This is a genomic window from Salinigranum halophilum (genome assembly GCF_007004735.1).
Classification (GTDB): domain Archaea; phylum Halobacteriota; class Halobacteria; order Halobacteriales; family Haloferacaceae; genus Salinigranum; species Salinigranum halophilum.
The window spans coordinates 668,943-692,476 of sequence record NZ_ML660182.1 but is presented as its reverse complement, the minus strand read 5'-3'; the positions used below and the strand labels follow the sequence as shown (position 1 = coordinate 692,476).

The window sequence follows — 23,534 nt, the reverse complement described above, 5'->3', positions numbered from 1 at the left end:
TCTTGTGCCCCGCCGACGTGGAGAGGGCATGCGAGTCGTCCTCACTGACGGGACGGAGTTCTCCTGCAAGAACTTCAGGGCCATCGAGTCGGGTGTGTTGCTCACCACGGACAAGAAACGGAAGAAGGTCGTTGGGTTCGTCCCGACCCATCAGGTGCGGTACGTCGTCCCCGACGACCTCGAACCGGTGGCCACGCCGCCGACGACCGGTGAGGCCGCGGCCGTGTCACCGACGACCGTCCCCGACACACCTCCCGACCCACACAGCGACGACCTGTCTATCGGGTCGACGACGCCGACAGCGTCGACCGAGACAGGGAGCGTCGAGGTTCGACCCGCGGGGGCGGTCGACCGCGCCGCGAGCGAACTCCGTCGGCTCGGCGGGTTGGGCTCGACGTACGCCGAGCGGTTGCAGGCGGCCGGATACGAAACACTCGCCGACCTCGCCGCGGCCGACCCCGTCGCCGTCGCCGAGGCCGCATCGGTCGCGCCGGGCCGGGGACGGCGGTGGGTCGACGCCGCCGGGCGGGCAGTCGACACAGAGGCGGACGAACCAGAGAGTGTGACCGGAGACGGCGACTCCGGCGACAGTGAAGCCGACGACTCCGACGACGCCGAGACCGACGCGTAGCCACCTCCGCCGACGGCGCGGTGAGTCGACGGTCGGCCTGCTGCCTCGACACGAGCATGATACGTCAACACGAGCCACTGGTGCGGCAATCCGTACGATTTTACGGGTCACCTCGTCACAGTGCGTGTAGATGAGTCACGAAACCGAAGCAGAGACACGCTTGACGTTTCGCGGCGGCCCCGCGGCGAGCGCGGTGCCCGTGGCGTTCTTCGTCGTCTGGGCGGTCGTCCAGAGCGGCCTCTTAGGAATCGGCGACACCACCGGACTCGTCGTGGGGATGCTCGTCGGCCTCATCGCCGGCTTGCTTCTCGTTCGCGGCGACTGGAAGCAGTACGCCGACGTGGTGTTCGAGGGGATGACCAAACGGGTGGCTGCGACGGCCATCGTCGCCTGGCTCTGGGCGGGGATGTTCGCGAACACCATCCAGACCGGCGGCTTCGTCGACGGCCTCGTCTGGGCGGCCTCGGTCCTCGACGTCGGTGCGGCGCTGTTCCCCGCGGTCACCTTCCTCCTCGCGGCGCTGCTCGCGACCGGCATCGGCACGGGGTACGGGACGGCCATCGCGTTCACCGCGCTGGTCTTCCCGGCGGGCGTCCTCCTCGGGGCGTCCCCGGTGCTCCTCTTCGGGGCCATCCTCTCGGGTGCGGTGTTCGGCGACAACCTCGCGCCCGTCTCCGACACCACCATCGTCTCGGCGGTCACGCAGGACGCCGACATCGGCGGCGTGGTCGCCTCGCGCTTCAAGTACGCCATCGTGGCCGCCGTCCTCGCGTTCGTCGCCTACCTCGTCGCCGGGGCGACGATGGCCGGGACGCCGCTTCAGGGCGCGGCAGGAATCACCGAGGCGGCCCGCCCGCTCGGTCTCACCCATCTCCTCTCCATCGGTGTCGTCATCGGGACCGCAATCAACGGGCGACACATCGTCGAGGCCGTCTCGTGGGGCCTCATCGTCAGCGTCGTCCTCAACCTCGGGCTCGGGTTGGCGCCGGCGGCGGGGATGCTCGTGTTCAGGGCCCCCGAGTCGGCGGGGCTCGCACAGTCGGTCGACGCCCTGCCCGTCCTCGGGAGCGTCGTCACGCTCGTCCCCACCGCGGAGTCGGGCGTCGGCGGCTCGCTGTACTCGGGTGCGGCGGGGTTCTTCCCGCTCATCGTCCTCGTCCTCCTCATCGTGGCCGGAGCCGAGGTGATGCAGCGCGGCGGCGGCTTCGAGGCGGTCCAGTCGTTCTTACTCGACCGCGTAGCGACCTCGGTGCGGCGGGCCGAGACGACGATGGTGCTCGGGACGGCGACGGTCAACGCCGCGATCACCATCAACACCGCCGCGGAGATCGCCATCGCGCCGTACGTCGCTCGACTCGGGAAGAAGTTCAACATCAACGGCTACCGGCGCGCGAACATCCTCGACGCAAACACCTCTGCACTCGGGTACATCTTCCCGTGGGGCGGCGGTGTGCTCGCGGGGTTCACCGCCATGCAGGGACTCCCCGCGGAGTACGAGTGGTTCACGGCGTCGATGCTCGTGAACCCCGCGTCGGTGTGGCCCTTCGTCTTCCACGGCTGGTTCCTCGTCGGCGTGTTCCTCCTCGCCGCGTGGACCGGCTACGGGAGGGAGTACGTCAGCGACCGCCGCTCCGACGAGGTGAGCCGCGTATGAGCTTCCTCGACACGATTCGGTCGGCGGTCACGTTCCGGACGTCCACGCCGGCGTTCGAACCGGGCGAGGAGTTCGCCGCCTACGTCACGGGACTCACGGAGTCGGGCGTCGTCGTCCGCATCGGCGACTCGAAGCTCTCCATCCGCGGCGGCGACCCGTCGCTCCTCGACAGACAGGTGCGGCTCAAGGTCGTCTCGTTCGAGACGACGTCGCACGAAGGCGAGGCGGAGCTGCTCTCGGTCGTCGACGCCGACTGAGGCGGTCTCGCGAGGACGGGTCGCTCTCGTCGGAGTCAGGAACGACGGTGGCCGGCGGGTTTCCGCTGTTCGACCTCGATTTCGACGTGGAGGCTCTGGGGGAAGTCGCGGTGGCCGATCTGGCGGGCGATGTGGTCGTTGCCGTGTATCTCCAGCCGCCGCGCGTACACCGAGTAGTTCCACGCGGAGAAGCGGTCCCCCGGGGTGAGGTTTCGATACTGCGGCACCGAGAGCCGTTCGGGCGGGTCGTTGAACGGGCCGCGACACTCCGCGCCCTTGCGCGCTAAGAACTCCTTGATCTCGGTGACGGTCTCTTCGAGGACGGCACGGTCACCGCTCTCGAGTGAGAGTTTCGTGACGAAGGTCATTACTCACCTTCTCTGTTCGCCGGGTTCAAAAGGGCATCTGAACGCGGCTCCGCACGTCGGCGCCAGCGGCCGGCGACCGACCCGGCGGCGAGCAGATGAGGCGGCGGGGTCGGTCAGTCGTCCGACGGTGCCGCCACGGGCTCGACGGAGTTGACGTCGAGCGACCCCACAATCTGGCGGTGCGGGTACGGCATGCCGATGTCCTCCTCGTCGAAGCGTTCCTTGACGCGCTCGACGAGTTCGAACTTGACCGGACCGGCACCCGTCTCCGCCGGGTTGACCCACACGCGTGCGTTGAGCACGACCGCGGAGTCCCCGAGCCCGGTCACCGGTGCCGTGGGTTCGGGGTCGGTCAGGACGCCCTCGATGTCGACCGCCTCTCCGAGGATAATCGCCCGCGCCTCGTCGATGTTCGCCTCGTAGTCGATGCCGAAGTCGAAGGTCACCCGGCGCGTGTCGTTCGCGACGGGGTTGGTCACCGCGCTGTTCGCGAGGTCGCTGTTCGGGACCGTCACCTGCTCGTTGTCGAACGTGTCGAGCTTCGTCACGCGGAGCTGGATGTCGCGGACGATGCCGCTGTTGCCGCTCCACTCGACGTAGTCGCCGACCTCGAACGGCTTGTCCTTGAGGATGAAGATGCCGGCGACGAAGTTCGCGATGAGGTCCTGGGCGGCGAAGCCGACGGCGAGCGCGAGCGCGCCGGCCAGCGTGGCGAAGGCCGCCAAGATGACGCCGAACCCGGCGACTGTCGCGGCGAGGGCGAACGCACCGGCGAGGGCGACCCCGCCGGCGAGACTCGACCCGAGGCTGATGACGGCGGGCGAGAAGTCGCGCGCACCGAGGGCACGTTTCGTCACCCGGACCAGCACCGACCGGGCGACGTAGTAGATGATGACGAACGAGACGACGAAGATGGCGACCGTCACGGCGAACGAGACCAGTGCGTCCCCGTATCGGGCCACCGCTTCGCCGAGACTCGTCGGGATTCCCTGCTGAAGGAGTACGAACAGTGGATGCATATCCAGTGACACGACTTCACGGAGGGTGATAAAACTCGGGGGCTGAGCGGTGTTGTGGGGCACTGACCCGTCTGATTCGACGGCACCGGCCTCCGACACCCTCTTAAACGTTGGCATGGTTATCTGAGCTAATGGCAGTGGAAGCGGTCAGCGCTGGAGCGATCCTCTTCCGCGACACCCGTGGCCACCGGGAGTACTTGCTCCTGAAGAGCCGACCGGGGGACTGGGAGTTCCCCAAAGGCGGGGTCGAAGGCGACGAGGAGCTCCAGCAGACAGCGATCAGAGAAGTGAAAGAGGAGGCCGGCGTCGAGGATTTCCGCCTCGTCGACGGCTTCCGTGAGGATTACAGCTACGTGTTCGAGGCGAACGGGACGACCATCCACAAGACGGTCCACCTGTTCATCGCGCGGTCGTTCGAGGCCAGCGCCGAACTCTCCCGCGAACACCGTGACCTGCAGTGGCGCGACTACGAGCAGGCCATCAACACCATCACCCAGGACGGCCCGCGCGAGATATTCAAGCGCGCCCACGAGTATCTCGACGAACTGGCCGAGAAGACCGAGGAGGGCCGCACCTACCTGGCGTAGCGCGTGACCGACGTGGCTGTGAACGCGGAGTTCACGTTCGAACTCGTCACCTGTCGGTGGGCCGAACGCGCCTGGCCGCCCGACGGCTCGAGAGCCGACGCCGTCTTGGTCGCACGACAGGTCGGCACCCGGAAACGCCGGTGGGACACCCTCGTCGTCGAGGCGGACCCCGCGGGTCTCGCGACGCGTGACCGACTGGGTCGCGAGGAACTCGACTCGGACCTCCTGCACGTCGTTCAGCACGCCCCGGCCGAGTGGGCGTGGTACCGCGACGCTCTGCCCCAGCCAGGGTATCCGTGGCGGTACGTCCGCGAGGCAATCCACCGCGCCGCCGCCCGCGACGCCGTCGAGACGCGCCGCCGAGGGAACCGCATCGAACTCCGGCGGGTCGCGCCGTACCCCGACTGGGTGTCGAGGGTGGTCGCCATCGAGAACAAACCCGACCTCAACGCGAGCGCCGCCCGCGCGCTCGCCTCCCAGATCAGATACGACGTCGACTGCGGCCTCCTGGACGAGGTGTGGGTCGCCACGCGCGCGACCGACGAGTCCGTTCCGAGCGTCCTCTTGGAGGAGTTCCCCGTCGAGGCGGGTGTCCTCGCCGTCGACCCCGTCGCGGGCGAGGCGGAGGTGCTGTGGCATCCGTCGAGCCTGTCGACGACGGACGAAGCGCGGCGGACCGTCACCGCCGAGCGGGCGTACGGGCGGGGGTGGCGGTCGTACCTCGACACGATGCGGCCGGACTGCCGACACTTCGAACTCGCCGAATCCGGGCGGGCGTTCGTCCCGTACTGCGCGGCGAAAGGGCGGTGTCAGACCGGGGCCGAGTGCGCCGGGTCGTGCGACGCCTTCGAACCGGAGCCGCCCGGCTGGCGGACGCGTGGCTGGCCCATCGAGGGCGGGCCGGGTAAGGGACTCAGGTCGCTTCTCGAACGGCGGCGCGAGCGGGTTCGACAGCGAGAACGGGAGCGGGAGCGAGCGTCAGAGTGAGAGCGAGACGCGTCAGTCGCTCGTCGCGCCCTCGTCGCTCGAGGGAGTCTCGACGGCCTCGACGGTGACGGCGTCGGCCTCGACGGCCCGTCGAAACGTCGGGACCGCGCGGTACTCGACTTCGACGACTCCCTTGCGCCGGAGGCTCTGGAGCGCCTGTCGGACCGCGTCGACGTCGGGGTCGAGCGTCGTCGTCTCGCGGAGCGTGTGCAGCACGCTCACGACGCTCATCGACCGCTCGTCGGGGTCGGCAACGGCCTCGAACACCCGTGCTTCGAGTTCGGGGACGCGGATGACAGAGGGGACGCCGCCCTCGTCGTCGGCCTCGACACCGGGGTCGACGCCGACGAGTTCCGCGGCCTCGGTCGTCGCGCGGATGAGGCTGTTGTCGTCGCGGTAGTAGTACTCTTTGAGCTCGTTCTCGAGGTACTGGTGGACCTCGCTCCCGCTGTCGAGGCCCCAGCGTTGCTGCAGCTCCTTGTTCTTCGTGGGCTGGAGGCGGACGATGTCGGCCAGCCGCTCTGTAGCCTCCTCGGAGAGCGTCATCTGTCGAATCCTGTGGCGGCGGAGTACATGGACCTTCTGTTCTGGCGTCGCGTCGCAGGATGTTCACGGCACCGGTTCCCCCGCTTCTCCCCTCCCGAGAAACACCCTGCAGAGTGACACTACCGGCCGGCGTACGTTCATCTGCGGACACGCAGGTGATCGAAACGACCAACGACGAACTCATCGAAGGGGTCGCGGAGATGTGGAACGAGGGGAACCTCGGGCTGGTCGACGAGTACATCGCGACGGACTTCGTCGGCCACCTGATGGAGGACGGACGGGACCTGCACGGCCCGGACGGATATCGGCAGTGGGTCGAGGAGACCCGCGAGACGTTCCCGGACCTCCGACTCGCGTTCGAGCCGGTCTTCACCGCCGCCGACGTCGTCTGCGGCCGCTGGGCGTTCACCGGGACACACGAGGGTCAGATGCCCGACCTCGGCATCGAGCCGACCGGAAGGACCGTCGAGTTCTCGGGGCTCTTCATCGACCGACTCGAAGACGGCCGCGTCGTCGAGATGTGGCACCTGACGGACACCCTCACGCTCATGCAACAGCTAGGCGTGCTGGAGCCGGAAGCCGCAGGGACGGCGTAGTCTACCAATCCCTCGGAGCGGGTTTTCACCCGGTCGGACGAGTACAGACGGCCGGGGAGCCAACCGTTATCAGGGATGGCTACGTGGGCCCGCCCATGGCCACGGACACGGATTGGGAGACAGTCTCGCTCGACATCGACGACGACGTCGCCACCCTGACGGTCGACCGCCCCGACAGCCTCAACGCCCTCAACACGGCGACGATGGACGCGCTGGAGGAGGCGCTCGCCGCCGCCGAAGACGCCGACGTCCGCGCCCTCGTACTCACGGGCGCGGGCGACAAGGCGTTCATCGCGGGCGCGGACATCTCCTACATGCAGTCGCTCTCGACGGAGGAGGCCGAAGCGTACGCCGAACAGGGTCACGACATCTGCCGGACGCTCGAACGGTTCCCGGGGGCGACTATCGCGGCCGTCAACGGCTACGCCTTCGGCGGCGGCTGTGAGATGGCACTGGCCTGTGACCTCCGCGTCGCCAGCGAACGCGCCGTCCTCGGACAGACCGAAATCGACCTGGGCATCATCCCCGGGTGGGGTGGGACCCAACGACTCCCCGCACTCGTCGGCGACGAGGTCGCGCGGCGGCTCATCTTCTTCGGCGACCGAATCGACGCCCAGGACGCCTACGAGCACGGTCTCGTCGGCGAGGTGGTCGCTCACGACCAACTTGACGACCACGTCGCGGAGATGGCCGCCGACCTCGCCGCGAAGCCGAAGTTCGCCCTCCGGGCCGCGAAGGAGGCGCTGAACAAGTTCCACGAGGCACCGCGCGACGCGGCGCTGGACTTCGAGCGGCGCACCTGGTCGGGGCTGTTCGGCAGCCACGACCAGCGCGAGGGGATGGAGGCGTTCGTCGAGAAGCGAGACGCCGAGTTCGAGTGAGCACGTACAGCTGAGAGCGGCCGCCCGGCGGGCGCTCCCCGTCGCGCCGTCGAAGCGGGAGCCGAGGCCGGGTCGCCGGTGGCGACCACGCCGGGTGAACACGACATCCCGGAAGTGAGTTTGTCTTTGACTGACACGACCGTCGTCGTTAAGTACGATAACGATTAATAATGTACGTGGAAGCCGAACTCAAACTGAACACGCTCCTCGAGCAGTTCGAATCCCTCGACTACCCCCTCGACCGTGACACGGCGGCCGAGTCGTTCGAGCGGTCGACGCTGTTGATGGCCGACGGCGAGACGAACCTCGGGACGCTCATCGAACAGACGGTGACGCCGACGTTCGCCTCGGCCGAGGACCTCTTCGTCGAACTGCAGACCGTCCTCCCCATCGAGGCGGTGGGTGAGCCCGGACAGTCGGACGGCGACGCCTGACGCTGTCACCGCTCTCGGCGGTGGTGTCGTCCCCCACGAGCCCCAGACAGCCTGCCCGAGCGGACCGTCAAGCGCCCATACAGCCAAGTCGCTGGCGGCGCTCTGCCCGGTATGAGCGACTTTTCCGAGAACGTCGACGTCGAGGCACGATGCGAGCGGCTTCGTTACCCGGTGATGCGGGCCGACGCCGCGGCGGCGTTCTCGGACGTGACCGTCGAGACCGACGCGGGAGAGACGAACCTCGGAGTCGTCATCTCCGAGTCGGAACGCGACTCCTTCGCGAACCCCGACGAACTGCACGCCGAACTCACGGCCGCCCTCGAACGAGCCCCCTGAGTCCGCGGGGCTTAAGTGTGACAACCGATTGATTCCCCTATCATGGAGTTCTGTGACGAGTGCGGTTCGATGATGAAGACGGACGGAGACAAGTGGGTCTGCCCCGAAGGACACGAGAAGCTGCGCGACCGCGCGAAGGAGACGACGATGAAGACGACCCAGGGCCAAGAACACAGCAGCGCCGTCGACATGTCCGACGTCGACGACGCCGAAATCGGCCCGACGACGACGGTCAAATGCGTCAACCCCGACTGCGACAACGACCGCGCTCGCTACGAGATGAAGCAGATCCGGTCGGCGGACGAGTCCGAGACGCGCTTTTTCACCTGCACCGAGTGCGGCCAGAAGTGGCGCGAGGACGACCACTGAGATGCCCCGACCCCCCGCTCCGTCGGTCCCGCCACTCGACGAGCGGGAGTGGGAGCGAACCGACGAACGTGAGGAGGTCCGATTCGAGCTTCCGACGATGCGGGTGCTCGCGCACACGCTCGTCTACGAGGACGCGGCTCTGCGCGCCCGGGTTCGGGACTGTACGGGAGTCGACCACACGTGGCGTTTCTTCTTCGCGACGGCGCTCGAGTTCGAGCCGCCGCTGCCGCCGCTGACGGGAACCGCGTCGGTGTACGGCTCGGTCCGGTCGGAGGCGCGCGACGCCTTCGTCGACGACCTCCGCGACCGGGGAATCGAGGCCATCGACCGGGGACGGACCGAACGCACCCGGACCGAGACGGGCGACCGGGTCTCCCTGACGCGCTACCGCGGACGGTACCGCCTGCGCACCGACGAGGCGTCGGTCGACGTCCCCGTCGCGGGGCTCCTCGGCGTCTGGACCCACGACGGCGATTTCCGGCTGGCGGGTGGCTGTTACCCGGAGCAGTCGCTCGCGGCGACCCTCGATGGTGCGCCCGAGACCGACCCCAACGGCTTCAGAGACGAACTCGTCGACCTCGTCCGGGGGACGAGATGAGCAACGACGACCCACCGGCCCCCCACGTCGACGTTCCGGACGGGTGGGTCGCGACGGAGACCACCACCGAGCGCGTCTTCTCCGTGAGCAAGGTGACCGTCACCGCCACGACGGTCGTGTACGAGGACGAACAGCTCCGCGAGCGGGGTGACGAGGCGTTCCGCCGGTTCGTCTTCGCCAGCCGTCTCCGCCTCCAGCCCGCGACGAAACCGTCGAAGCCGCTGACCAAACTGGTCACGTCGCGGGCGAAGGCCGGTTTCGCCGACCGCCTGCGAGAGCGCGGGATGGAGGGCGTCGAAGAGCGCGAGACGCGGCGGTTTCGGGTCGACGACAGCGACGCGACGCTCGTGGGCTACGATGCCTCGTGTGCGGTGGACCGAACGAGCCTCGCCGTCGACGGCTGGGTCGCCGCCTGGCCCCACGAGAGCGGCGACTACCTGGTCGCCGGCGGCGCGTACCCCACACGGGTCCTCGACGGTGATGGAAGTGACCACCTCGAACCCGGTCGGTTCCGCGACGAACTGTTCTCTATCGTCCGGGGAATCCGCTGAGCGGACTGTTCGTGAGTCAGTAGCGGTCGGCCGTCCGACCGAAGCTTCGACCGGGCCACAGTTCCACCCGACCCTCGGACCCCACCGAAGCCGTAACCGGCAAGTCACACCCACGCAAACGGGGGTCGATGGCAGACGACGCTGGCCTCGACGGGCTGGACGAACCCGCGCGCGGCCCCGACGACCACGCCGAACTCCTCTCCGCGCTCGACTCACACGACCTGGCGGTGGCGACCGACCCGGAGTCCCCGGCCGAAGCCGGGTTCGACTTCGCCCTCGGGGCGGCGGAGTCGACTGCCGACGCCGTCTTCCCCCAGTCCGTCGCGAGTGGCGGTCCGACGCCCGAGGGTGTCATCCTCTGGACCCGCATCGACCCCGGGGCGTTCGACCCCACGGAGCCACTGGGGGTGCAGGTCGCCCACGACGAGGCCTTCGAGGACGTCTGCTACGAGGGCGTCGTGACGGACACGGCACGTATCCGCGCACACGACTACACGGTCAAGGTTGACCTCGACGGACGACTCGCTTCCGACAGCGAGTACCGGTACCGGTTCGTCTACCGTGGAACCCGCTCGAACACCGGCCGATGTCGGACGCTCCCGGCTCCCGACTCGTCCCCGGAGTCGCTCCGTCTCGGCCTGTTGGCGTGTCAGAACTACCTCAACGGCTACTACCCCGCCTATCATCACGTCGCCGAGGAGGACGTCGACTTCCTCGTCCACGTCGGCGACTTCGTCTACGAGTCCGGCGCGGGTGACTTCAAGGGGCTGGGGTCGTACGACTACCCCGGTCGGGAGAAGTCGCTCCCGAGCGGGAACGGTCGTGTCTGGAACCTCGACGATTACCGCTATCTGTATCGACTGTACCGGAGCGACCGCTTCCTTCAGGAGGCGATGGAGGCACACACGCTCATCGCCGGCTGGGACGACCACGAGATGGTCAACGACGTCTACTGGAACCGCGAGACGGACGCGCCCGCCGGCGACCATCCGCGAGGGGACGACCCGCGATTCATGACCGAACTGATCGCCGACGCGATGCACGCCTGGTGGGAGTTCATGCCCGCCCGCGTCGAGTACGACCCCGGCGGCGACTCGTTGCAGGAGCGCTTCCGCCTCTGGCGCGACTTCGAGTTCGGTGACCTCGTGACGCTCGCGATGACCGACGAGCGACTCTTTCGTGACCCACCGCGCGAAGCGATTCCCACGGCGGACAACGTCGGCCCCCAGTACGAACCCCCAGGGCGGACGATGCTCGGAACCGACCAGCGCGAGTGGCTCGTGGAGACGCTCACCGAGTCGGGGTCGAGGTGGACCGTCTGGGCCGACGAGGTGCTGACGGTCCCGTTCCGACTCGGCTCCGGCCCGCTGTCGCTGTACCCCGTACAGGGCGGCTGGGACGGCTACACGAGAGAACGGATGCGCATCACGGAGCGACTCGCCGACGCCGACGTCGACAACTTCGTCACGCTGACCGGCGACATGCACTGTTACATCGCGGCCTACCAGCAGACGTCCTACCCCGGACGAGTCACCGGCGGTGAGGGCGTCGCCCAGGGCGAGCGGATGGGCGTCGAGTTCATGACGCCCGCCATCACCTCGCTGAACGTCGCCGAGGCGTTACACCTCACCCGGGGGTGGCGCAAACGTCTCACCGAGCCGCTGCTCTCGTGGCTGATTCCGCTGATGAACCCCCACATCGAGTTCTTCGACAGCCACAACTGGGGCTACTCGGTCGTGGAGTTCACCCGTGAGGACTGTACCTACGTCGGCTACGCGGTGGACAAGACCGTGAACGGCCCCGCGGCCGAGAAGGAGGTCGTCGTCGCCTACCGCGTGCCGGACGGTCGGGTCGAACTCCGGGACGTGACCGACGAGTACGTCCGGTAGTCGCCCGTCCGGTCTCGTGTGCCTGACGCCCCGAGAGACCCGGTCCCGGGTGAGTGGTCCCCCCAGACGCGGTCACTCCGGGACCGAACGCACACGAACCGCCTCGTAGCTCGTCGGACAGCCCGTGAGCGGGTCCGACTCGACGAACACGTGGTCGCCGACCTCGAACGACCGGGCGGTGAGATACAGTGTCGTCGAGACCGTCCCGTCCACCTGCTCGGCGACGAACGCGTCGGCTCTGATACTCACGTTGCAGGTGATGTTCCGTCGTGTGACCCGACTCGTGAGCGTCCAGGTCGCACCTTTGACGTCCGGGTCACCCGTGCGTTGATACGCCTGCTCGACGCGCTCGTTTGCACTCCCCAGTGCCCGCTCACCCAGTCGGGCCGCCCCTGAGGCGAGGTCGCCGCGACCGAGAGCGCGTCGCCGCCAAATCCCGAGCTGCTCGGGTGTATCGGTCATGCTCTGTGTCCCCCGTGCGGTCCGACCGGTCGACGCTCGTCGACGGGGCGGACCAGCAGTCTAGTGGTGCTCCGCATCCTAAAATGTATGCTGAACAATACTTGTGTAGAGCGTCGTCCGACCCCCTCTTGCTGTGTCAGTGCGCTCGGTGTGGCCGGCGTCGGCCGTCGGGTCGACCGCTGGATTTAATTTGTCATATATCCAATCTTTTCACGATGGGGCCGAGCGATGGGCGAAGAGACGCTTCGACCGTGTCGCCGGCCGAGGCGTTCGGTGCCCTGAGTAACGAGACGCGGATTCAGATCCTCCGGGCACTCAGCGATGCGGGTCGTCCCCTCTCGTTCTCGGAGCTCCGGGACCGCGTCGGCGTCCGCCACGGGGGCAAGTTCAACTATCACCTCGACAAACTGGTCGGGCACTTCGTCGACAAGGTCGACGCCGGCTACACGCTCTGTCAGCCGGGCGACTGGGTCGTCCGGGCGATTCGCTCGGGGACCCTGACCGGCGGTCCGACGGTCGACCCGGCCGAGGTCGACCTCGCGTGCGCTCGCTGTGAAGTTCCACTCGAGGTGCGTTACTACCACGGCGCGGTTCGGGTGTCGTGCCCGGCGTGTCGCGGAACCGACGAGACGGCGACCGTGCGACGTCCGGAGCGCGACGTCGACCACGGGACCGTCGCGGTACTGCCGCTGCCGCCGGCGGGCGTGCAGGGACGGACGGCGATGGACATCCTTCGAGCGGCGGCAACGTGGACCCACCTGGACGCGCTGGCAGTCGCGAGCGGCGTCTGTCCGACCTGTTCGGCTGCCGTGGAACGTTTCGTCCGCGTCTGTGAGGCCCACGACGCTGTCGAGGAGCGCTGTGACCGGTGCGGTCGCCATCCCGCCGTGTGCGTCGAGTTTCGCTGCGCGAACTGCACGGACGGACGAGTGTTCGACGCCGTGACGGCGCTGTTGTACACGCCGGAGCTGTTGGCCTTCGTGAAGGACCACGGGCTCGACCCGACCGCCGATATCGTCGAGTGGAGCTGGGACTACAGCGCAGAGGTCCGCTCGACCGACCCGGTCGAACTCCGGTTCGTGTTCGCGCTCGACGGGGAGGAGCTGACGCTGACGGTAGACGGCGACCTCTCGGTCGTCGACGTGACGAGACGTGACGATTCCGAGGTCGCCTGAGCAGTGGCTCTCCTTCGGCCGTGCAGAGGTGAGTCCGCCGCGAACGACCGTCGGACCGTCTCGCGGACGCGAGGATGTCGGCGACGTGGGGGGCGAATCGTCGACGGCCGTTGGGCCCGGTCGCTCCTCCGTCCAGGTCAGTTCCGCCCGAACAGCAGGTAGCCCGTGTGTCCGACACCCGCCGTCGAGGGACGAGAGCCACGCTCGCCGAAGTCCATCCGACGCTGGATGGTCTCGAACGTCTCGACCTCGCTCAGGCCGGCCTCGCGTGCGGCCAGGTGTGCGTCACGGGTCCCCTCGACGAAGGGTGAGTAGACGGCGACGAAGCCGCCCGAGACGAGGAGGTCGGGAGCGCGTCCGACCGCCGTCGGCGCGTCCTCGGTGTCGAGCGTGAGGAGGTCGAACTCGCGCTCGAAGGTGTCGAGGTCGTCGGTGAGGTCGCCCGTCCGGACCTCGACGTTCTCCGCGACACCCGCGAGCGCCATGTTCTCCCGCGCGACGTCGGCGAAGTCTGGGTCGCGCTCGTAGCTCACCACGTCGGCACCGGTGCGACCGAGATACGCGGCGAGCACGCCCGTGCCGGTCCCGGCGTCGAGGACGCGGTCGCCGCGGGAGACACCCGTGTGCCCCATGACGAGCCCGATGTCGCGGGGCATCATCGGCGCGCCCGTGCGCTCGAAGTGGTCGAAGAGGTCGGGACCCCGCGGTTCGCGGGCGACGAACTCGGTGCCGAGATGGGTCTCGACGGTGTCGCCGGGTGCGACGTCCTCGGGCACCTCGATGACTCCGAGGTCGGTGCCGAACTCCGCGCCGGGTGCGAGGAGGTACTCGCGGTCGTCGTGGACGAAGAGCAGTCTCACGTCGTCAGCTCACTCGAACCGCGCGATGGCCGCGGCGAGGTCGCCGTCTTCGTCGGCGAGCGCCTCGCGGGCCTCGTCGGCCGAGACGCCGGCACGCTGGGCGACGATTTCGACGTCCGAGTCGGGGATGCCTGCGCTCGCGTCCGCGTCCGTGTCGGTGTCGGCGTCGGTATCTTCGGACGCGCTCTCCTCGCTCGCCCCGCGCTCGCGCGTCTCGGGCTCGCCGACGACCTGGTAGGTCTGGGTGCCCTGGGCGTCCATCCGGGTGACCTGTGCGTCCGAGAAGACGAGCTCTTCGTCTTCGGTCCGGATGATGACCTCCTCGGCGTCGATATCGGTGACGTCGATACCCATCTGCTTCATCATCTGCTGCATCTTCCGCGGGTTCATGCCGCCGCCTCCAAACATACCTGGCGAGAAGGTGTGGGCCGGCAAAAGCGTGGCGAACGACCGGAGTCTGTGTCTGTCGCCCACACACGCGACGACGAGTGTTCAGACGTGGTCTTTCGGCATGAGCGCCGCGAACTCCCGCGTTGCGAGCCACTCACAGAGCTGGACGAGCTGGTCCGTGGCGGCCTCGAACAGCCGTTCGCCCTTCTCGGCGGAGGCGTCGGTCTGGTCGCCCAACACGCCGTTGTCGGTGTTGTCGATGGCGTCGTAGAAGGTCCGTGCGCCGTTCTGCACCGCACCCGGGTGGTTCTCCCAGTCGACGAGGCCGCCGTCTCGCGCCGCCTCGAGGCGGTCGTCGTGGACGAGGTGTGGGTGGAGGTGCTGGATGAGCGACGTCTCCTTCGGGCCGCCGTGGGGACCGGGCTGGGCGAAGACCTCCTCGACGAGGTCCGGGATTGAGTCGTTCCACATCCACTCGATCGCGTACGCCGTCCGCGAGTCGCGAAGGCGACGGCCAACCTCTCGGAGGTGTTCGATGTTGCCGCCGTGGGCGTTGACGTAGACGATTCGGTCGATTCCGTGGTACGTCAGGTTCCGACTGATGGACTCGACGTAGTCTCTGAACACGGGCGCGTCGGCCCACATGGTGCCGTCGAACTGCCGGTGGTGAGGGCTGACACCGACGGTGATGGTCGGCGTACAGAGGTAGCCGGTGCGCTCGGCGGCCTCGCGGGCGAACGCCTCGGCGATGAGGTGGTCGGTTCCCTCGGGGAGGTGGGGGCCGTGCTGTTCTGTCGAGCCGAGCGGGACGAGGGCCAGAGACTCCTCGTCGAAGTACGTCTCGAGGTCGGGCCACGCCTCGTCTGCGAGATACATCGAGTAGATATCTGCCGTCGGGTAAGTATAAGTTGGCCCGAGCGAGGCCGGGTCGGCTCCGCGGGGGAGCGCGGTGGTCTCAGGTCGCCGCCAGCGAGACGCTCAGGAGCCGCCGTCGGCGGTGTAGAGGGAGACCGCGACGACGGCGACGACGACTTCGGCGACCTTCGAGGCGACGGACAGCGCGTTGACCCGGCCGCTCATCACGAAGAAGGCGACGACGGTCACGAGCGCGTAGCCGGCGGCGACGAGGTAGAGTTCGCGCCGCCAGTACCGGCTCAGGAGGAGGGCCACCCCACCGACGAACCCGAGCCCGTTGAGGTAGAAGAGTATCCCCATCGTCTGGCTGAAGCCCATCACCCGCGGCGCGAGGAGCAGGTGGATTCCGGCGGAGACGAGCGCGCCGACGACGGCGACGTACACGACGGGGTTCGACGGGAGGCTCAACAGCGGTCGGGTGCGTGCGGTGGCGGATGACCCAGACATCGGGTATCTGTCGACAGCGACGGAACATAGACTGTTGGGCTGGCGCACGCCAACTCCGCTCACTCGACGCGGACGCTCACGGCGAGCCCTTCTTCGACCGGGAGTAGCGTCGTCTCGAAGCCGGGGTCGGCCCGGACGAGGCCGAGGTACGCCGCGGCCCCCTCGGTCGTCGTGTCGACGTCCCACGACGCCTCCCGGCGGTGTGTCTCGGGGTCGGACTCCGCGCCCAACATCGCGACGAGCGCCTCGGTGTCGACGGGGCCCGAGGCGACGTTGTCCGCGACGACGACCCCGCCGGGCCGGAGCTTCGAGCGGACGCGAGCGAGCGCCGGAGCGTACCGCGCGGCCTCGTGGTCTAAGAGCACGACGTCGAAGGGGCCGTCGTATCGCTCGACGGCCGCCATCGCGTCGCCGGACTCGAAGGCGAACGTCACGTCGTAGGCGTCGTCGAGGAACTCCCGGGCGAGGGCGAGTTCGTCCTCGTCGTACTCGGTGAGGACGATTCGGCCGTCGCTCATCCCGCGGGCGAACCACGAGGCAGAGTAGCCGAAGCCGGAGCCGAATTCGAACACCTCGCGCGCGTCGGCGAGTCGCGCGAGAAGCCGAAGCACCCGTCCAGCGCCGGGACCGACGGTCGGGAACCCCTCGGCGACGGCGTGTTCGAGCATCGCCGACTGTCGGTCGTCGTGGGTCGGCCCCACCGCCTCGAGGAGTGCGTCTATCGCCTGCATCATGTGTCCGTGGTCGCGCCGGACAGCGGTTAACTGTACCTCCGCTCGGTCGCGTCTCCGCCGGTCGCTCCGCACCCCTCACCCGACGGCCGCGACTGACCGCGACGGACGACAGTCGTGCGAACCCGACCCTCGGGAGGGACGAACAGACCAACTCGGAAGAACAACTGTTATGACCTGATGGTGAGTTGTCGAGAGGTGAACGGAGGAGCCAACGGAGATGCCCATCGCCCCGTACGACCCCGACGACGACCCAGCGCCAGAGCCGTACCTACCGGACTTCGACGAGATCCTCGACCGGATCCTGAACGGCGGCGACGACCGGTCGCCGTCGACGGGCCGCGCGTAGGACCGACTGCAGCGCCGTCGGAGTCTCGAATCACGACCGCTCGCCGCCCCCGCTCACGTCCTCGTTTCTTCACGCCAACGACCACGGTTAAGTCGCCCCCGACCCTCACGGTAGTCAATGTACGACACCGACGAACTCGAGCGCATCCGCGAGGCGAAAGCCGAGTGGGAAGCGGAGACGCTCGACCCGACCGTAGAGCGATTCGGCGAACGCGAGGAGCAGTTCACCACGGACACCGGAGGCCAGGAAGTCGAGCCGCTGTACACGCCCGCTGACGTCGAGACCGACTACCGGGAGGACCTCGGCTTCCCGGGCCAAGAGCCCTACACGCGCGGGGTGTACCCGACGATGCACCGCGGTCGGCTGTGGACGATGCGACAGTACGCCGGCTTCGGGACGGCCCGCGAGACGAACGAACGCTTCCGCTACCTCATCGACAACGGCTCCTCGGGGCTCTCGCTGGCGTTCGACCTGCCGACACAGATGGGCTACGACTCCGACGCGGAGATGGCCGCGGGCGAGGTCGGGAAATCCGGCGTCGCCATCGACACCATCGACGACATGCGGACCGTGTTCGAGGGAATCCCGCTGGACGAGGTCTCGACGTCGATGACCATCAACGCGCCCGCAGCCGTCCTCCTGGCGATGTACATCGCCGTCGGCGACGAACAGGGTGTCGACCGCGAGAAGCTCAGAGGGACCATCCAGAACGACATCATGAAGGAGTACGTCGCGCGGAACCTCTACATCTACCCGCCGGAGCCGTCGATGCGGCTGATTACGGACATCTTCGAGTTCTGCGCGGCCGAGACGCCGAAGTTCAACACCATCTCCATCTCGGGGTACCACATCCGCGAGGCCGGCTCGACGGCGGCCCAGGAGGTCGCGTTCACCCTCGGTAACGGCATCGAGTACGTCCAGGCGGCCGTGGATGCGGGGCTGGACGTCGACTCCTTCGCCCCGCAGCTGTCGTTCTTCTTCAACGCCCACAACAACATCCTCGAAGAGGTCGCCAAGTTCCGCGCGGCCCGGCGGATGTGGGCGACGATCATGGAGGAACGCTTCGGGGCGGAAGCGCCCAAATCGAAGCAGCTGAAGTTCCACACCCAGACCGGCGGCTCCACCCTGACCGCCCAGCAGGTCGAGAACAACATCGTCCGGGTGTCGTACCAGGCGCTCGCGGCCGTCCTCGGCGGGACACAGAGCCTCCACACCAACGGGAAGGACGAGGCGCTCTCGCTCCCCACCGAAAAGTCCGTCCGGACGGCACTCAGAACCCAGCAGATACTCGCCCACGAGTCGGGGGCGGCCGACACCATCGACCCGCTCGCGGGGTCGTACTACGTGGAGTCGCTCACGGACGAGGTCGAAGCGGAGGCGTTCGAGATCCTCCAGGAGGTCGACGACCGCGGTGGGATGCTCGACTGCGTGAAGAACCAGTGGGTGCAGAAACAGATACAGGACGTCGCCTTCGAGCGCCAGCGCGAGATCGAGACCGGCGAGCGCGTCATCGTCGGCGTCAACGAGTACCGCGTCGACGAGGAGCCGGAGGTCGACATCGAGGAGGTGTCCGAGGAGGACGAGGCGCGGCAGGTCGAGAAGTTGCAGGACGCCCGAGCGGAGCGCGACGGGGCGACCGTCGAGGAGACCACCGCGGCCCTGCGGGAGGCGGCCCGCGGCGACGACAACCTCGTCCCGTACATCATCGACGCGGTGAAAGCACGTGTGACGGTCGGCGAGGTCTGCAACGTCCTGCGCGAGGAGTTCGGCGAGTATCAGCCGGGCAGCGCGCTCTGAGGGGCCATCGGCGGTCGGTCGCGACACCGCCGCGCGAAGCTCACACTCGCTGGGGGCGAGACACCACCTCGAACGAGCGTCTCACGAGTCGCCGACGGGAATCGGCTGTCGCTCGCGCATCGACCGGTCGTCGCGCGTCTCGACGGTCGCGAGCAACTCCTCGGTGATGGAGCTCTTGCGGTGGTCACACATCAGATGGACTCGCAGGTCGGTCCGGTCGGCGAACCGCCGCGCGCACATCGGACACTGTGTCGTATCCTTCATGGTTGTTAATGATATACTGGGTGCGGACCTCAAATAGGTATCGGTCACCCAGTCGAGAGTCGGTTGGACCGGCGGGGCACTGTTTATGCGTCGCGAGCGGGTCTTGTGGGTATGGAACTCGACCACGTCGGGGTCGCCACCACCGACGCCTCCGGGCTAGCTGGACTGTACGCCGACCTCCTGGGGACGAGCGTCGTTCACGAGGAGGTGTTCGACGGGATGCACGTCGTCTTCCTCGACATGGGGAACGGCTACTTCGAACTGCTCGAACCGCAGGAGGACGGAACCATCTCGCGATACCTCGACACGAACGGGCCGGGCATCCACCACGTCGCGTTCGTGACCGAGGACGTTCACGCGGCGCTCGACCGCGCCCGCGACCTCGACATCGCCCTCGTCGACGAGGAGCCGCGGCTGGGCGCGTGGGGCCACACCGTCGCGTTCTTGCATCCGAAGTCGACCGGCGGCGTGCTGGTCGAGTTCGTCGAGCACTGAGCCCGGTCGCACTCTCCGGCCCCACACCGGCCTCGCCGAGCCCCGCCACGAGTCACGACGCAGCGAGTACGACACGGCACCGTCGACGACGTGTCCGCGTGGCCCGAAAGAAAGACAGTAGTGGGCGCGCGCAGACAGGGACGCTACGGATGCAGGACTGGCTCTCTCACCGCGTACGGGCGACACCGAACCGCACGGCGCTCGTGCGCGCATCGACCGGCGAAACACTCGACTTCGCGGGCCTCGACGCGATGGTCGACGACCTCGCCGGTCGCCTCGCGGCGCTCGGCGTCGAGGACGGCGACCACCTCGGGATGGTGATGGGGACCCGTCTGGCCGCGGTCTGTACCGTCCACGCGGCCGAGCGGCTGGGCGCGGTCTTCGTGCCGCTCGGGGACACCCTCACGCCCGTCGAACTGGCCGACCAGCTCGCGGCGGCCGACGTCACGACGCTCGTCTGCTCCGCGGAGACGGAGGCGACGGCCGTCGAGGCGTTCGAAGGCCCCGTCTGCTCCGTCGACGACCCCGACCGCGACGCCGTGGCGTCGCTCGCCGACGCCACGCCCGAACCCGTCGGTCCCACCGAGTGGGCGCTCGACGACACCCGACTCCTGCTTTTCACGTCCGGCACGACCGGCGACCCGAAGGCCGTCCGACTCACCCAGGGGAACCTCCTGTGGAGCGCCGTCGCGTCGGCCTTCCGCCTCGGTCTCCACGCCGACGACCGCTGGCTGGTCTGTCTCTCCTTGCACCACATGGGAGGGCTCTCGCCCGTCCTCCGGATGCCGCTCTACGGGATGACTGTCGTCCTGCAGGAGTCGTTCGACCCCGGGCGGACGGCCGACGACATCGCCAGCCAGGACGTCACGTGCGTCTCGCTCGTCCCGACGATGCTGAAGCGAATGCTCGACCTTCGGGGGACGCTGGCGGACTCGCTTCGGGTGGTCTTACTCGGCGGCGCGCCCGCCCCGGACACCCTCGTCGAACGCTGTCGGGACTTCTCGGTCCCCGTCTACCCCACCTACGGGATGACGGAGACGTCCTCGCAGGTCGCGACGGCGACGCCGAGAGAGGCGTTCGACGACGTCGGGACGGTCGGGCGACCGCTCTTTTGGACCGACGTCACCGTCCGCGACGGCGACGGGGCCACAGTCGACCCCGGCGAGTCGGGCGAACTGGTCGTCGACGGGCCGACGGTCTCGCCGGGGTACTACGAGAACCCCGACGCGACGGGCGCCGCGTTCGGCCCCCACGGGCTCCGAACGGGCGACGTCGGCTATCTGGACGAACACGGGAGGCTGTTCGTTCTCGGGCGAGTCGACGACCAAATCATCACCGGCGGGGAGAACGTCCACCCTCGGGAGGTCGTCGACGTCCTTCGAGAGCACCCACAGGTCGACGACGTCGTCGTCGTCGGCGTCCCCGACGACGAGTGGGGCGAACTGGTCGGCGCGCTCGTCGTCGGGGACGCCGACGAACTGACCGTCGACGACCTCGAAGGGTACTGCCGCGAACGCCTCGCGGGGTTCAAACTCCCGCGCGTCATCTCGTTCGCCGAAGCGCTCCCGCGGACGGCCTCGGGGACCGTGGAGCGGGAGACGGTCCGTGACCGCCTGGTCGAGGGGATGACCGAGTCCGACGTCGGACCCGACATCGACATCGGCGTCGACGCGGACCTGGTCCCGGAGTCGACCGAGACGGGCGACCCCACGACGCGGACCGGCGACGAGTCCGACGCGACGGGGGGCGCTCGCAGCGACGCGGCCGGGGGGGACACGGGTGACGTGACGGGACCGACCGCGACAGGGACACCCGACGGCGCTCGGGAGACGACCGCCGACGAGGCGGCCGAGACGTTCCTCATCGGTGGGTCCGACTGGCGTCCAGGCGACCCCCTCCCGGACGAGGACGGTACCGACGACCCCGACCCGGCAACCGCTGACGACGGCGAACAGCCCGCGGAAGCGCCCGAGACGCCGGACTTCGTCCGCGAGGTCCTCTCGGACGACCAGTCGGCGGAAGCGGTCGACGACGTGTCGGTCGAGCCGAACGGAGACGCCGCCGACGAGGACGAGGACGGGGGCGCGAGCGTAGACGAGGAGGAACCCGAGGAGCGGGAAGCCGACGTCGGTGACGACGAGACGAGTCCGTCGCCCTGACCCGGCCCCGCCGTCTTCTCGGAGGAACAATGATTACGATTCCGTGTCACGGGTTCGTATGGTAGGGACCACTGCACAGACGCTACGGCCGTTCCTGTGGCGGGCCGCGAAGCTGTACCCCGAGCGAGAGGTCGTCTCGCGGACGCACGAGGGAATCGAACGGACGACGTACGCCGCCTACGAGCGGCGCGTCGCCCAGTTGGCGCACGCGCTCGACGACGCCGGGGTCGGACGGGACGACCGCATCGCGACGGTCTGCTGGAACCACACCCGGCACTTCGAGACGTACTTCGGCGTCCCGTGCCGCGGGTCACAGCTTCACACTATCAACCCGCTCCTGCCGGACCACCACGTCCAGTACATCGTCGAGAACGCCGCGGACGCCCTGTTGTTCGTCGACCCGTCGCTCGTCGAGAAGGTCGAGAGCGCGTCCAGGGACGACGGCGGTGCGTTCGACACCGTCGAGCAGTTCGTCGTGATGGGCGAGGAGGTCCCGGAGACGTCGCTCGACCCCGTGACCGACTACGAGTCGTTCCTGGCCGGCCACGACGAGACGTACGAGTGGCCCGACCTCGACGAGGAGACGCCGGCGGGGATGTGCTACACGTCCGGGACGACCGGGAGGCCGAAGGGTGTCGAGTACACCCAGCAGATGATGTGGGCGCACACGATGGGCATCCTCCCGGAGGCGGGCCTCGACATCCGCGCCGCCGACGTGGTGATGCCCGTCGTGCCGATGTTCCACGTGATGGCCTGGGGCCTGCCGCACGCGGTGACCGCGGCGGGGGCCAAACACGTCTACCCCGGACCGTCCCCCGACCCGGCGGACATCGCCCACCTCATCGAGGAGGAAGGGGTGACGTTCACCGCCGGCGTGCCGACGGTGTGGCTCGGCCTGCTGGACTACCTCGAAGAACACGACGCGGACCTCTCGTCGCTCGAACGCATCGCCATCGGTGGCGCGGCAGCACCGAAGTCGCTCATCCGAACGTACGAGGAGGAGTACGACGTCCAGGTGTTGCACGCGTGGGGGATGACGGAGACCTCCCCGGTCGCCGCCGCGGCACACCTCAAGCCGGGAATGGAGTCGTGGCCCGCCGAGAAACGGGACGAGAAGCGGGTGAAACAGGGGCTCGTCCTGCCCGGACTGGAGTTCAAGGTGATCGGCGAAGACGGCGAGGTGCCGTGGAACGACGAGGAGTTCGGCGAACTGTGGATCCGCGGGCCGTGGGTGACGACGGAGTACTTCGGACGGCCGGACGCGAACGAGACGGACTTCGAGGACGGCTGGCTGAAGACCGGTGACGTCGTCCGGGTCGATTCCGAGGGGTACATCCAGATCGTCGACCGCGCGAAGGACGTCATCAAGTCCGGCGGCGAGTGGATCTCGAGCCAGGAGCTGGAGAACGCCATCATGGCCCACGACGACGTGAGCGAGGCGACGGTCGTCGGCGTCCCCCACGAGCGCTGGCAGGAGCGGCCGGTGGCGTTCGTCGTCGCCCGCGAGGGCGTCGGCGAGGGGCCACTGAAGGACGACATCATGGACTTCCTCCGCGAGGACTACCCGACGTGGTGGCTCCCCGACGACGTCGTCTACATCGAGTCGGTGCCGAAGACGGCGACCGGGAAGTTCGACAAGAAGGTACTCAGAGAGGAGTACGCCGACCACGACGTGGCGGCCCCGGCGGAGGCGGCGCCGGACGACGAGTGACGGCCGGCGACCCAGACAGCCCAGCACACGCGGAGACGTTCACGAACTATTTTCACGGTCCCCACTAACGCCGAAG

29 protein-coding genes are annotated in these 23,534 nt (G+C 68.3%); 19 read left to right on the top strand and 10 right to left on the bottom strand.

What is annotated here, in order from left to right; genetic code table 11:
* Window positions 1-28: 28 nt before the first annotated feature.
* The 3 genes from E6N53_RS03610 (at window position 29) to E6N53_RS03600 (ending at window position 2,542) form a co-directional block, all read left to right on the top strand.
* Window positions 29-631, top strand: a complete 603-nt coding sequence (locus tag E6N53_RS03610; protein WP_142856944.1) for a helix-hairpin-helix domain-containing protein — start codon at window positions 29-31, stop codon at window positions 629-631.
* 130 nt (window positions 632-761) lie between these two features.
* Entirely contained in the window at window positions 762-2,285 is a 1,524-nt protein-coding gene (locus E6N53_RS03605; protein ID WP_142856942.1) for a Na+/H+ antiporter NhaC family protein, read from the top strand.
* The gene (locus E6N53_RS03600; protein ID WP_136589072.1) at window positions 2,282-2,542 is read left to right on the top strand and encodes a DUF7513 family protein; all 261 of its coding nucleotides are present in this window, start codon (window positions 2,282-2,284) and stop codon (window positions 2,540-2,542) included. Before E6N53_RS03605 ends, E6N53_RS03600 begins: the two co-directional genes overlap by 4 nt.
* 35 nt (window positions 2,543-2,577) lie before the next feature.
* Here E6N53_RS03600 and E6N53_RS03595 read toward each other — a convergent pair whose 3' ends face one another.
* A complete protein-coding gene (locus tag E6N53_RS03595) occupies window positions 2,578-2,910 on the bottom strand; it encodes an uS10/mL48 family ribosomal protein (RefSeq protein WP_136589071.1) in 333 nt (110 codons plus the stop codon).
* A gap of 113 nt (window positions 2,911-3,023) precedes the next feature.
* On the bottom strand, window positions 3,024-3,929 hold the full coding sequence (locus E6N53_RS03590) for a mechanosensitive ion channel family protein (protein ID WP_142856940.1): 906 nt from the start codon (window positions 3,927-3,929) through the stop codon (window positions 3,024-3,026).
* A gap of 131 nt (window positions 3,930-4,060) precedes the next feature.
* Here E6N53_RS03590 and E6N53_RS03585 point away from each other — a divergent pair, with 131 nt between their 5' ends.
* Together E6N53_RS03585 and E6N53_RS03580 are read left to right on the top strand one after the other, a co-directional pair.
* Window positions 4,061-4,516, top strand: coding sequence for a bis(5'-nucleosyl)-tetraphosphatase (locus tag E6N53_RS03585; protein ID WP_136589069.1), 456 nt, complete (start codon window positions 4,061-4,063; stop codon window positions 4,514-4,516).
* A 12-nt stretch (window positions 4,517-4,528) separates the two neighbouring features.
* On the top strand, window positions 4,529-5,503 hold the full coding sequence (locus E6N53_RS03580) for a DUF5787 family protein (RefSeq protein ID WP_201741074.1): 975 nt from the start codon (window positions 4,529-4,531) through the stop codon (window positions 5,501-5,503).
* A gap of 12 nt (window positions 5,504-5,515) precedes the next feature.
* Here E6N53_RS03580 and E6N53_RS03575 read toward each other — a convergent pair whose 3' ends face one another.
* Window positions 5,516-6,049, bottom strand: a complete 534-nt coding sequence (locus E6N53_RS03575; RefSeq protein WP_142856936.1) for a DUF5797 family protein — start codon at window positions 6,047-6,049, stop codon at window positions 5,516-5,518.
* Window positions 6,050-6,204: 155 nt separating this feature from the next.
* Here E6N53_RS03575 and E6N53_RS03570 point away from each other — a divergent pair, with 155 nt between their 5' ends.
* The 8 genes from E6N53_RS03570 (at window position 6,205) to E6N53_RS03535 (ending at window position 11,703) form a co-directional block, all read left to right on the top strand.
* Entirely contained in the window at window positions 6,205-6,645 is a 441-nt protein-coding gene (locus tag E6N53_RS03570; RefSeq protein ID WP_161596507.1) for an ester cyclase, read from the top strand.
* Between the two features lie 95 nt (window positions 6,646-6,740).
* Window positions 6,741-7,526, top strand: coding sequence for an enoyl-CoA hydratase/isomerase family protein (locus E6N53_RS03565; RefSeq protein WP_136589066.1), 786 nt, complete (start codon window positions 6,741-6,743; stop codon window positions 7,524-7,526).
* Window positions 7,527-7,696: 170 nt separating this feature from the next.
* Window positions 7,697-7,960: a DUF5789 family protein gene (locus E6N53_RS03560; RefSeq protein ID WP_136589065.1), complete on the top strand. Its 264-nt coding sequence runs from the start codon at window positions 7,697-7,699 to the stop codon at window positions 7,958-7,960.
* Window positions 7,961-8,071: 111 nt separating this feature from the next.
* A complete protein-coding gene (locus E6N53_RS03555) occupies window positions 8,072-8,296 on the top strand; it encodes a DUF5789 family protein (protein ID WP_142856932.1) in 225 nt (74 codons plus the stop codon).
* A gap of 42 nt (window positions 8,297-8,338) precedes the next feature.
* Entirely contained in the window at window positions 8,339-8,665 is a 327-nt protein-coding gene (locus E6N53_RS03550; RefSeq protein ID WP_136589063.1) for an RPA12/RPB9/RPC11 RNA polymerase family protein, read from the top strand.
* A gap of 1 nt (window position 8,666) precedes the next feature.
* Window positions 8,667-9,263: a DUF6517 family protein gene (locus tag E6N53_RS03545; RefSeq protein WP_142856930.1), complete on the top strand. Its 597-nt coding sequence runs from the start codon at window positions 8,667-8,669 to the stop codon at window positions 9,261-9,263.
* Complete coding sequence (locus E6N53_RS03540) at window positions 9,260-9,814, top strand: DUF6517 family protein (RefSeq protein ID WP_136589061.1); 555 nt, start codon at window positions 9,260-9,262, stop codon at window positions 9,812-9,814. Before E6N53_RS03545 ends, E6N53_RS03540 begins: the two co-directional genes overlap by 4 nt.
* Window positions 9,815-9,942: 128 nt before the next feature.
* Window positions 9,943-11,703 carry an alkaline phosphatase D family protein gene (locus E6N53_RS03535; protein WP_142856928.1) on the top strand — a complete coding sequence of 587 codons (1,761 nt, stop codon included), beginning with the start codon at window positions 9,943-9,945 and terminating at the stop codon, window positions 11,701-11,703.
* Between the two features lie 72 nt (window positions 11,704-11,775).
* Here E6N53_RS03535 and E6N53_RS03530 read toward each other — a convergent pair whose 3' ends face one another.
* Entirely contained in the window at window positions 11,776-12,165 is a 390-nt protein-coding gene (locus E6N53_RS03530; protein WP_142856926.1) for a hypothetical protein, read from the bottom strand.
* 215 nt (window positions 12,166-12,380) lie between these two features.
* Between E6N53_RS03530 and E6N53_RS03525 the strand changes: the two genes are divergently transcribed.
* Entirely contained in the window at window positions 12,381-13,340 is a 960-nt protein-coding gene (locus E6N53_RS03525) for a winged helix-turn-helix domain-containing protein (RefSeq protein ID WP_161596506.1), read from the top strand.
* A 137-nt stretch (window positions 13,341-13,477) separates the two neighbouring features.
* Here E6N53_RS03525 and E6N53_RS03520 read toward each other — a convergent pair whose 3' ends face one another.
* From E6N53_RS03520 to E6N53_RS03500, 5 genes are all read right to left on the bottom strand, one after another.
* Window positions 13,478-14,200: a tRNA (adenine-N1)-methyltransferase gene (locus E6N53_RS03520; RefSeq protein WP_142856922.1), complete on the bottom strand. Its 723-nt coding sequence runs from the start codon at window positions 14,198-14,200 to the stop codon at window positions 13,478-13,480.
* A 9-nt stretch (window positions 14,201-14,209) separates the two neighbouring features.
* On the bottom strand, window positions 14,210-14,608 hold the full coding sequence (locus tag E6N53_RS03515) for a nascent polypeptide-associated complex protein (RefSeq protein ID WP_142856920.1): 399 nt from the start codon (window positions 14,606-14,608) through the stop codon (window positions 14,210-14,212).
* 84 nt (window positions 14,609-14,692) lie between these two features.
* Complete coding sequence (locus tag E6N53_RS03510) at window positions 14,693-15,466, bottom strand: creatininase family protein (protein WP_142856918.1); 774 nt, start codon at window positions 15,464-15,466, stop codon at window positions 14,693-14,695.
* A 102-nt stretch (window positions 15,467-15,568) separates the two neighbouring features.
* Complete coding sequence (locus tag E6N53_RS03505) at window positions 15,569-15,952, bottom strand: DUF7475 family protein (RefSeq protein WP_142856916.1); 384 nt, start codon at window positions 15,950-15,952, stop codon at window positions 15,569-15,571.
* Between the two features lie 59 nt (window positions 15,953-16,011).
* Entirely contained in the window at window positions 16,012-16,686 is a 675-nt protein-coding gene (locus tag E6N53_RS03500) for an O-methyltransferase (protein ID WP_142856914.1), read from the bottom strand.
* Between the two features lie 217 nt (window positions 16,687-16,903).
* Between E6N53_RS03500 and E6N53_RS21400 the strand changes: the two genes are divergently transcribed.
* Window positions 16,904-17,032 carry a hypothetical protein gene (locus E6N53_RS21400; protein WP_268951686.1) on the top strand — a complete coding sequence of 43 codons (129 nt, stop codon included), beginning with the start codon at window positions 16,904-16,906 and terminating at the stop codon, window positions 17,030-17,032.
* 117 nt (window positions 17,033-17,149) lie between these two features.
* Window positions 17,150-18,829, top strand: a complete 1,680-nt coding sequence (locus E6N53_RS03495; protein WP_136589052.1) for an acyl-CoA mutase large subunit family protein — start codon at window positions 17,150-17,152, stop codon at window positions 18,827-18,829.
* 81 nt (window positions 18,830-18,910) lie between these two features.
* On the opposite strand, the gene E6N53_RS03490 is transcribed toward E6N53_RS03495, so the two are convergent.
* A complete protein-coding gene (locus E6N53_RS03490) occupies window positions 18,911-19,093 on the bottom strand; it encodes a hypothetical protein (protein ID WP_136589051.1) in 183 nt (60 codons plus the stop codon).
* A gap of 111 nt (window positions 19,094-19,204) precedes the next feature.
* Here E6N53_RS03490 and mce point away from each other — a divergent pair, with 111 nt between their 5' ends.
* The 3 genes from mce (at window position 19,205) to E6N53_RS03475 (ending at window position 23,458) form a co-directional block, all read left to right on the top strand.
* Complete coding sequence (gene mce, locus E6N53_RS03485) at window positions 19,205-19,588, top strand: methylmalonyl-CoA epimerase (protein WP_136589050.1); 384 nt, start codon at window positions 19,205-19,207, stop codon at window positions 19,586-19,588.
* A gap of 149 nt (window positions 19,589-19,737) precedes the next feature.
* Window positions 19,738-21,747 (top strand): o-succinylbenzoate--CoA ligase, encoded by a 2,010-nt coding sequence (gene menE / locus E6N53_RS03480; protein WP_142857258.1) that lies wholly within the window; start codon window positions 19,738-19,740, stop codon window positions 21,745-21,747.
* Between the two features lie 58 nt (window positions 21,748-21,805).
* Window positions 21,806-23,458: a long-chain fatty acid--CoA ligase gene (locus E6N53_RS03475; RefSeq protein WP_142856912.1), complete on the top strand. Its 1,653-nt coding sequence runs from the start codon at window positions 21,806-21,808 to the stop codon at window positions 23,456-23,458.
* Window positions 23,459-23,534: the final 76 nt, after the last annotated feature.

What these genes read in the sequence shown, in the direction of transcription:
- E6N53_RS03610 (WP_142856944.1), top strand. Translation starts at nt 29, where the DNA reads ATGCGAGTCGTCCTCACTGACGGGACGGAGTTCTCCTGCAAGAACTTC.
- E6N53_RS03505 (WP_142856916.1), bottom strand. Translation starts at nt 15,952, where the DNA reads ATGTCTGGGTCATCCGCCACCGCACGCACCCGACCGCTGTTGAGCCTC.
- E6N53_RS03530 (WP_142856926.1), bottom strand. Translation starts at nt 12,165, where the DNA reads ATGACCGATACACCCGAGCAGCTCGGGATTTGGCGGCGACGCGCTCTC.
- E6N53_RS03555 (WP_142856932.1), top strand. Translation starts at nt 8,072, where the DNA reads ATGAGCGACTTTTCCGAGAACGTCGACGTCGAGGCACGATGCGAGCGG.
- E6N53_RS03525 (WP_161596506.1), top strand. Translation starts at nt 12,381, where the DNA reads ATGGGGCCGAGCGATGGGCGAAGAGACGCTTCGACCGTGTCGCCGGCC.
- E6N53_RS03585 (WP_136589069.1), top strand. Translation starts at nt 4,061, where the DNA reads ATGGCAGTGGAAGCGGTCAGCGCTGGAGCGATCCTCTTCCGCGACACC.
- mce (WP_136589050.1), top strand. Translation starts at nt 19,205, where the DNA reads ATGGAACTCGACCACGTCGGGGTCGCCACCACCGACGCCTCCGGGCTA.
- E6N53_RS03595 (WP_136589071.1), bottom strand. Translation starts at nt 2,910, where the DNA reads ATGACCTTCGTCACGAAACTCTCACTCGAGAGCGGTGACCGTGCCGTC.
- E6N53_RS03540 (WP_136589061.1), top strand. Translation starts at nt 9,260, where the DNA reads ATGAGCAACGACGACCCACCGGCCCCCCACGTCGACGTTCCGGACGGG.
- E6N53_RS03500 (WP_142856914.1), bottom strand. Translation starts at nt 16,686, where the DNA reads ATGATGCAGGCGATAGACGCACTCCTCGAGGCGGTGGGGCCGACCCAC.
- E6N53_RS03565 (WP_136589066.1), top strand. Translation starts at nt 6,741, where the DNA reads ATGGCCACGGACACGGATTGGGAGACAGTCTCGCTCGACATCGACGAC.
- E6N53_RS03605 (WP_142856942.1), top strand. Translation starts at nt 762, where the DNA reads ATGAGTCACGAAACCGAAGCAGAGACACGCTTGACGTTTCGCGGCGGC.
- E6N53_RS03535 (WP_142856928.1), top strand. Translation starts at nt 9,943, where the DNA reads ATGGCAGACGACGCTGGCCTCGACGGGCTGGACGAACCCGCGCGCGGC.
- E6N53_RS03575 (WP_142856936.1), bottom strand. Translation starts at nt 6,049, where the DNA reads ATGACGCTCTCCGAGGAGGCTACAGAGCGGCTGGCCGACATCGTCCGC.
- E6N53_RS03590 (WP_142856940.1), bottom strand. Translation starts at nt 3,929, where the DNA reads ATGCATCCACTGTTCGTACTCCTTCAGCAGGGAATCCCGACGAGTCTC.
- E6N53_RS03550 (WP_136589063.1), top strand. Translation starts at nt 8,339, where the DNA reads ATGGAGTTCTGTGACGAGTGCGGTTCGATGATGAAGACGGACGGAGAC.
- E6N53_RS03560 (WP_136589065.1), top strand. Translation starts at nt 7,697, where the DNA reads ATGTACGTGGAAGCCGAACTCAAACTGAACACGCTCCTCGAGCAGTTC.
- E6N53_RS03495 (WP_136589052.1), top strand. Translation starts at nt 17,150, where the DNA reads ATGTACGACACCGACGAACTCGAGCGCATCCGCGAGGCGAAAGCCGAG.
- E6N53_RS03545 (WP_142856930.1), top strand. Translation starts at nt 8,667, where the DNA reads ATGCCCCGACCCCCCGCTCCGTCGGTCCCGCCACTCGACGAGCGGGAG.
- E6N53_RS03510 (WP_142856918.1), bottom strand. Translation starts at nt 15,466, where the DNA reads ATGTATCTCGCAGACGAGGCGTGGCCCGACCTCGAGACGTACTTCGAC.
- E6N53_RS03490 (WP_136589051.1), bottom strand. Translation starts at nt 19,093, where the DNA reads ATGAAGGATACGACACAGTGTCCGATGTGCGCGCGGCGGTTCGCCGAC.
- E6N53_RS03600 (WP_136589072.1), top strand. Translation starts at nt 2,282, where the DNA reads ATGAGCTTCCTCGACACGATTCGGTCGGCGGTCACGTTCCGGACGTCC.
- E6N53_RS03515 (WP_142856920.1), bottom strand. Translation starts at nt 14,608, where the DNA reads ATGTTTGGAGGCGGCGGCATGAACCCGCGGAAGATGCAGCAGATGATG.
- E6N53_RS21400 (WP_268951686.1), top strand. Translation starts at nt 16,904, where the DNA reads ATGCCCATCGCCCCGTACGACCCCGACGACGACCCAGCGCCAGAGCCG.
- menE (WP_142857258.1), top strand. Translation starts at nt 19,738, where the DNA reads ATGCAGGACTGGCTCTCTCACCGCGTACGGGCGACACCGAACCGCACG.
- E6N53_RS03475 (WP_142856912.1), top strand. Translation starts at nt 21,806, where the DNA reads ATGGTAGGGACCACTGCACAGACGCTACGGCCGTTCCTGTGGCGGGCC.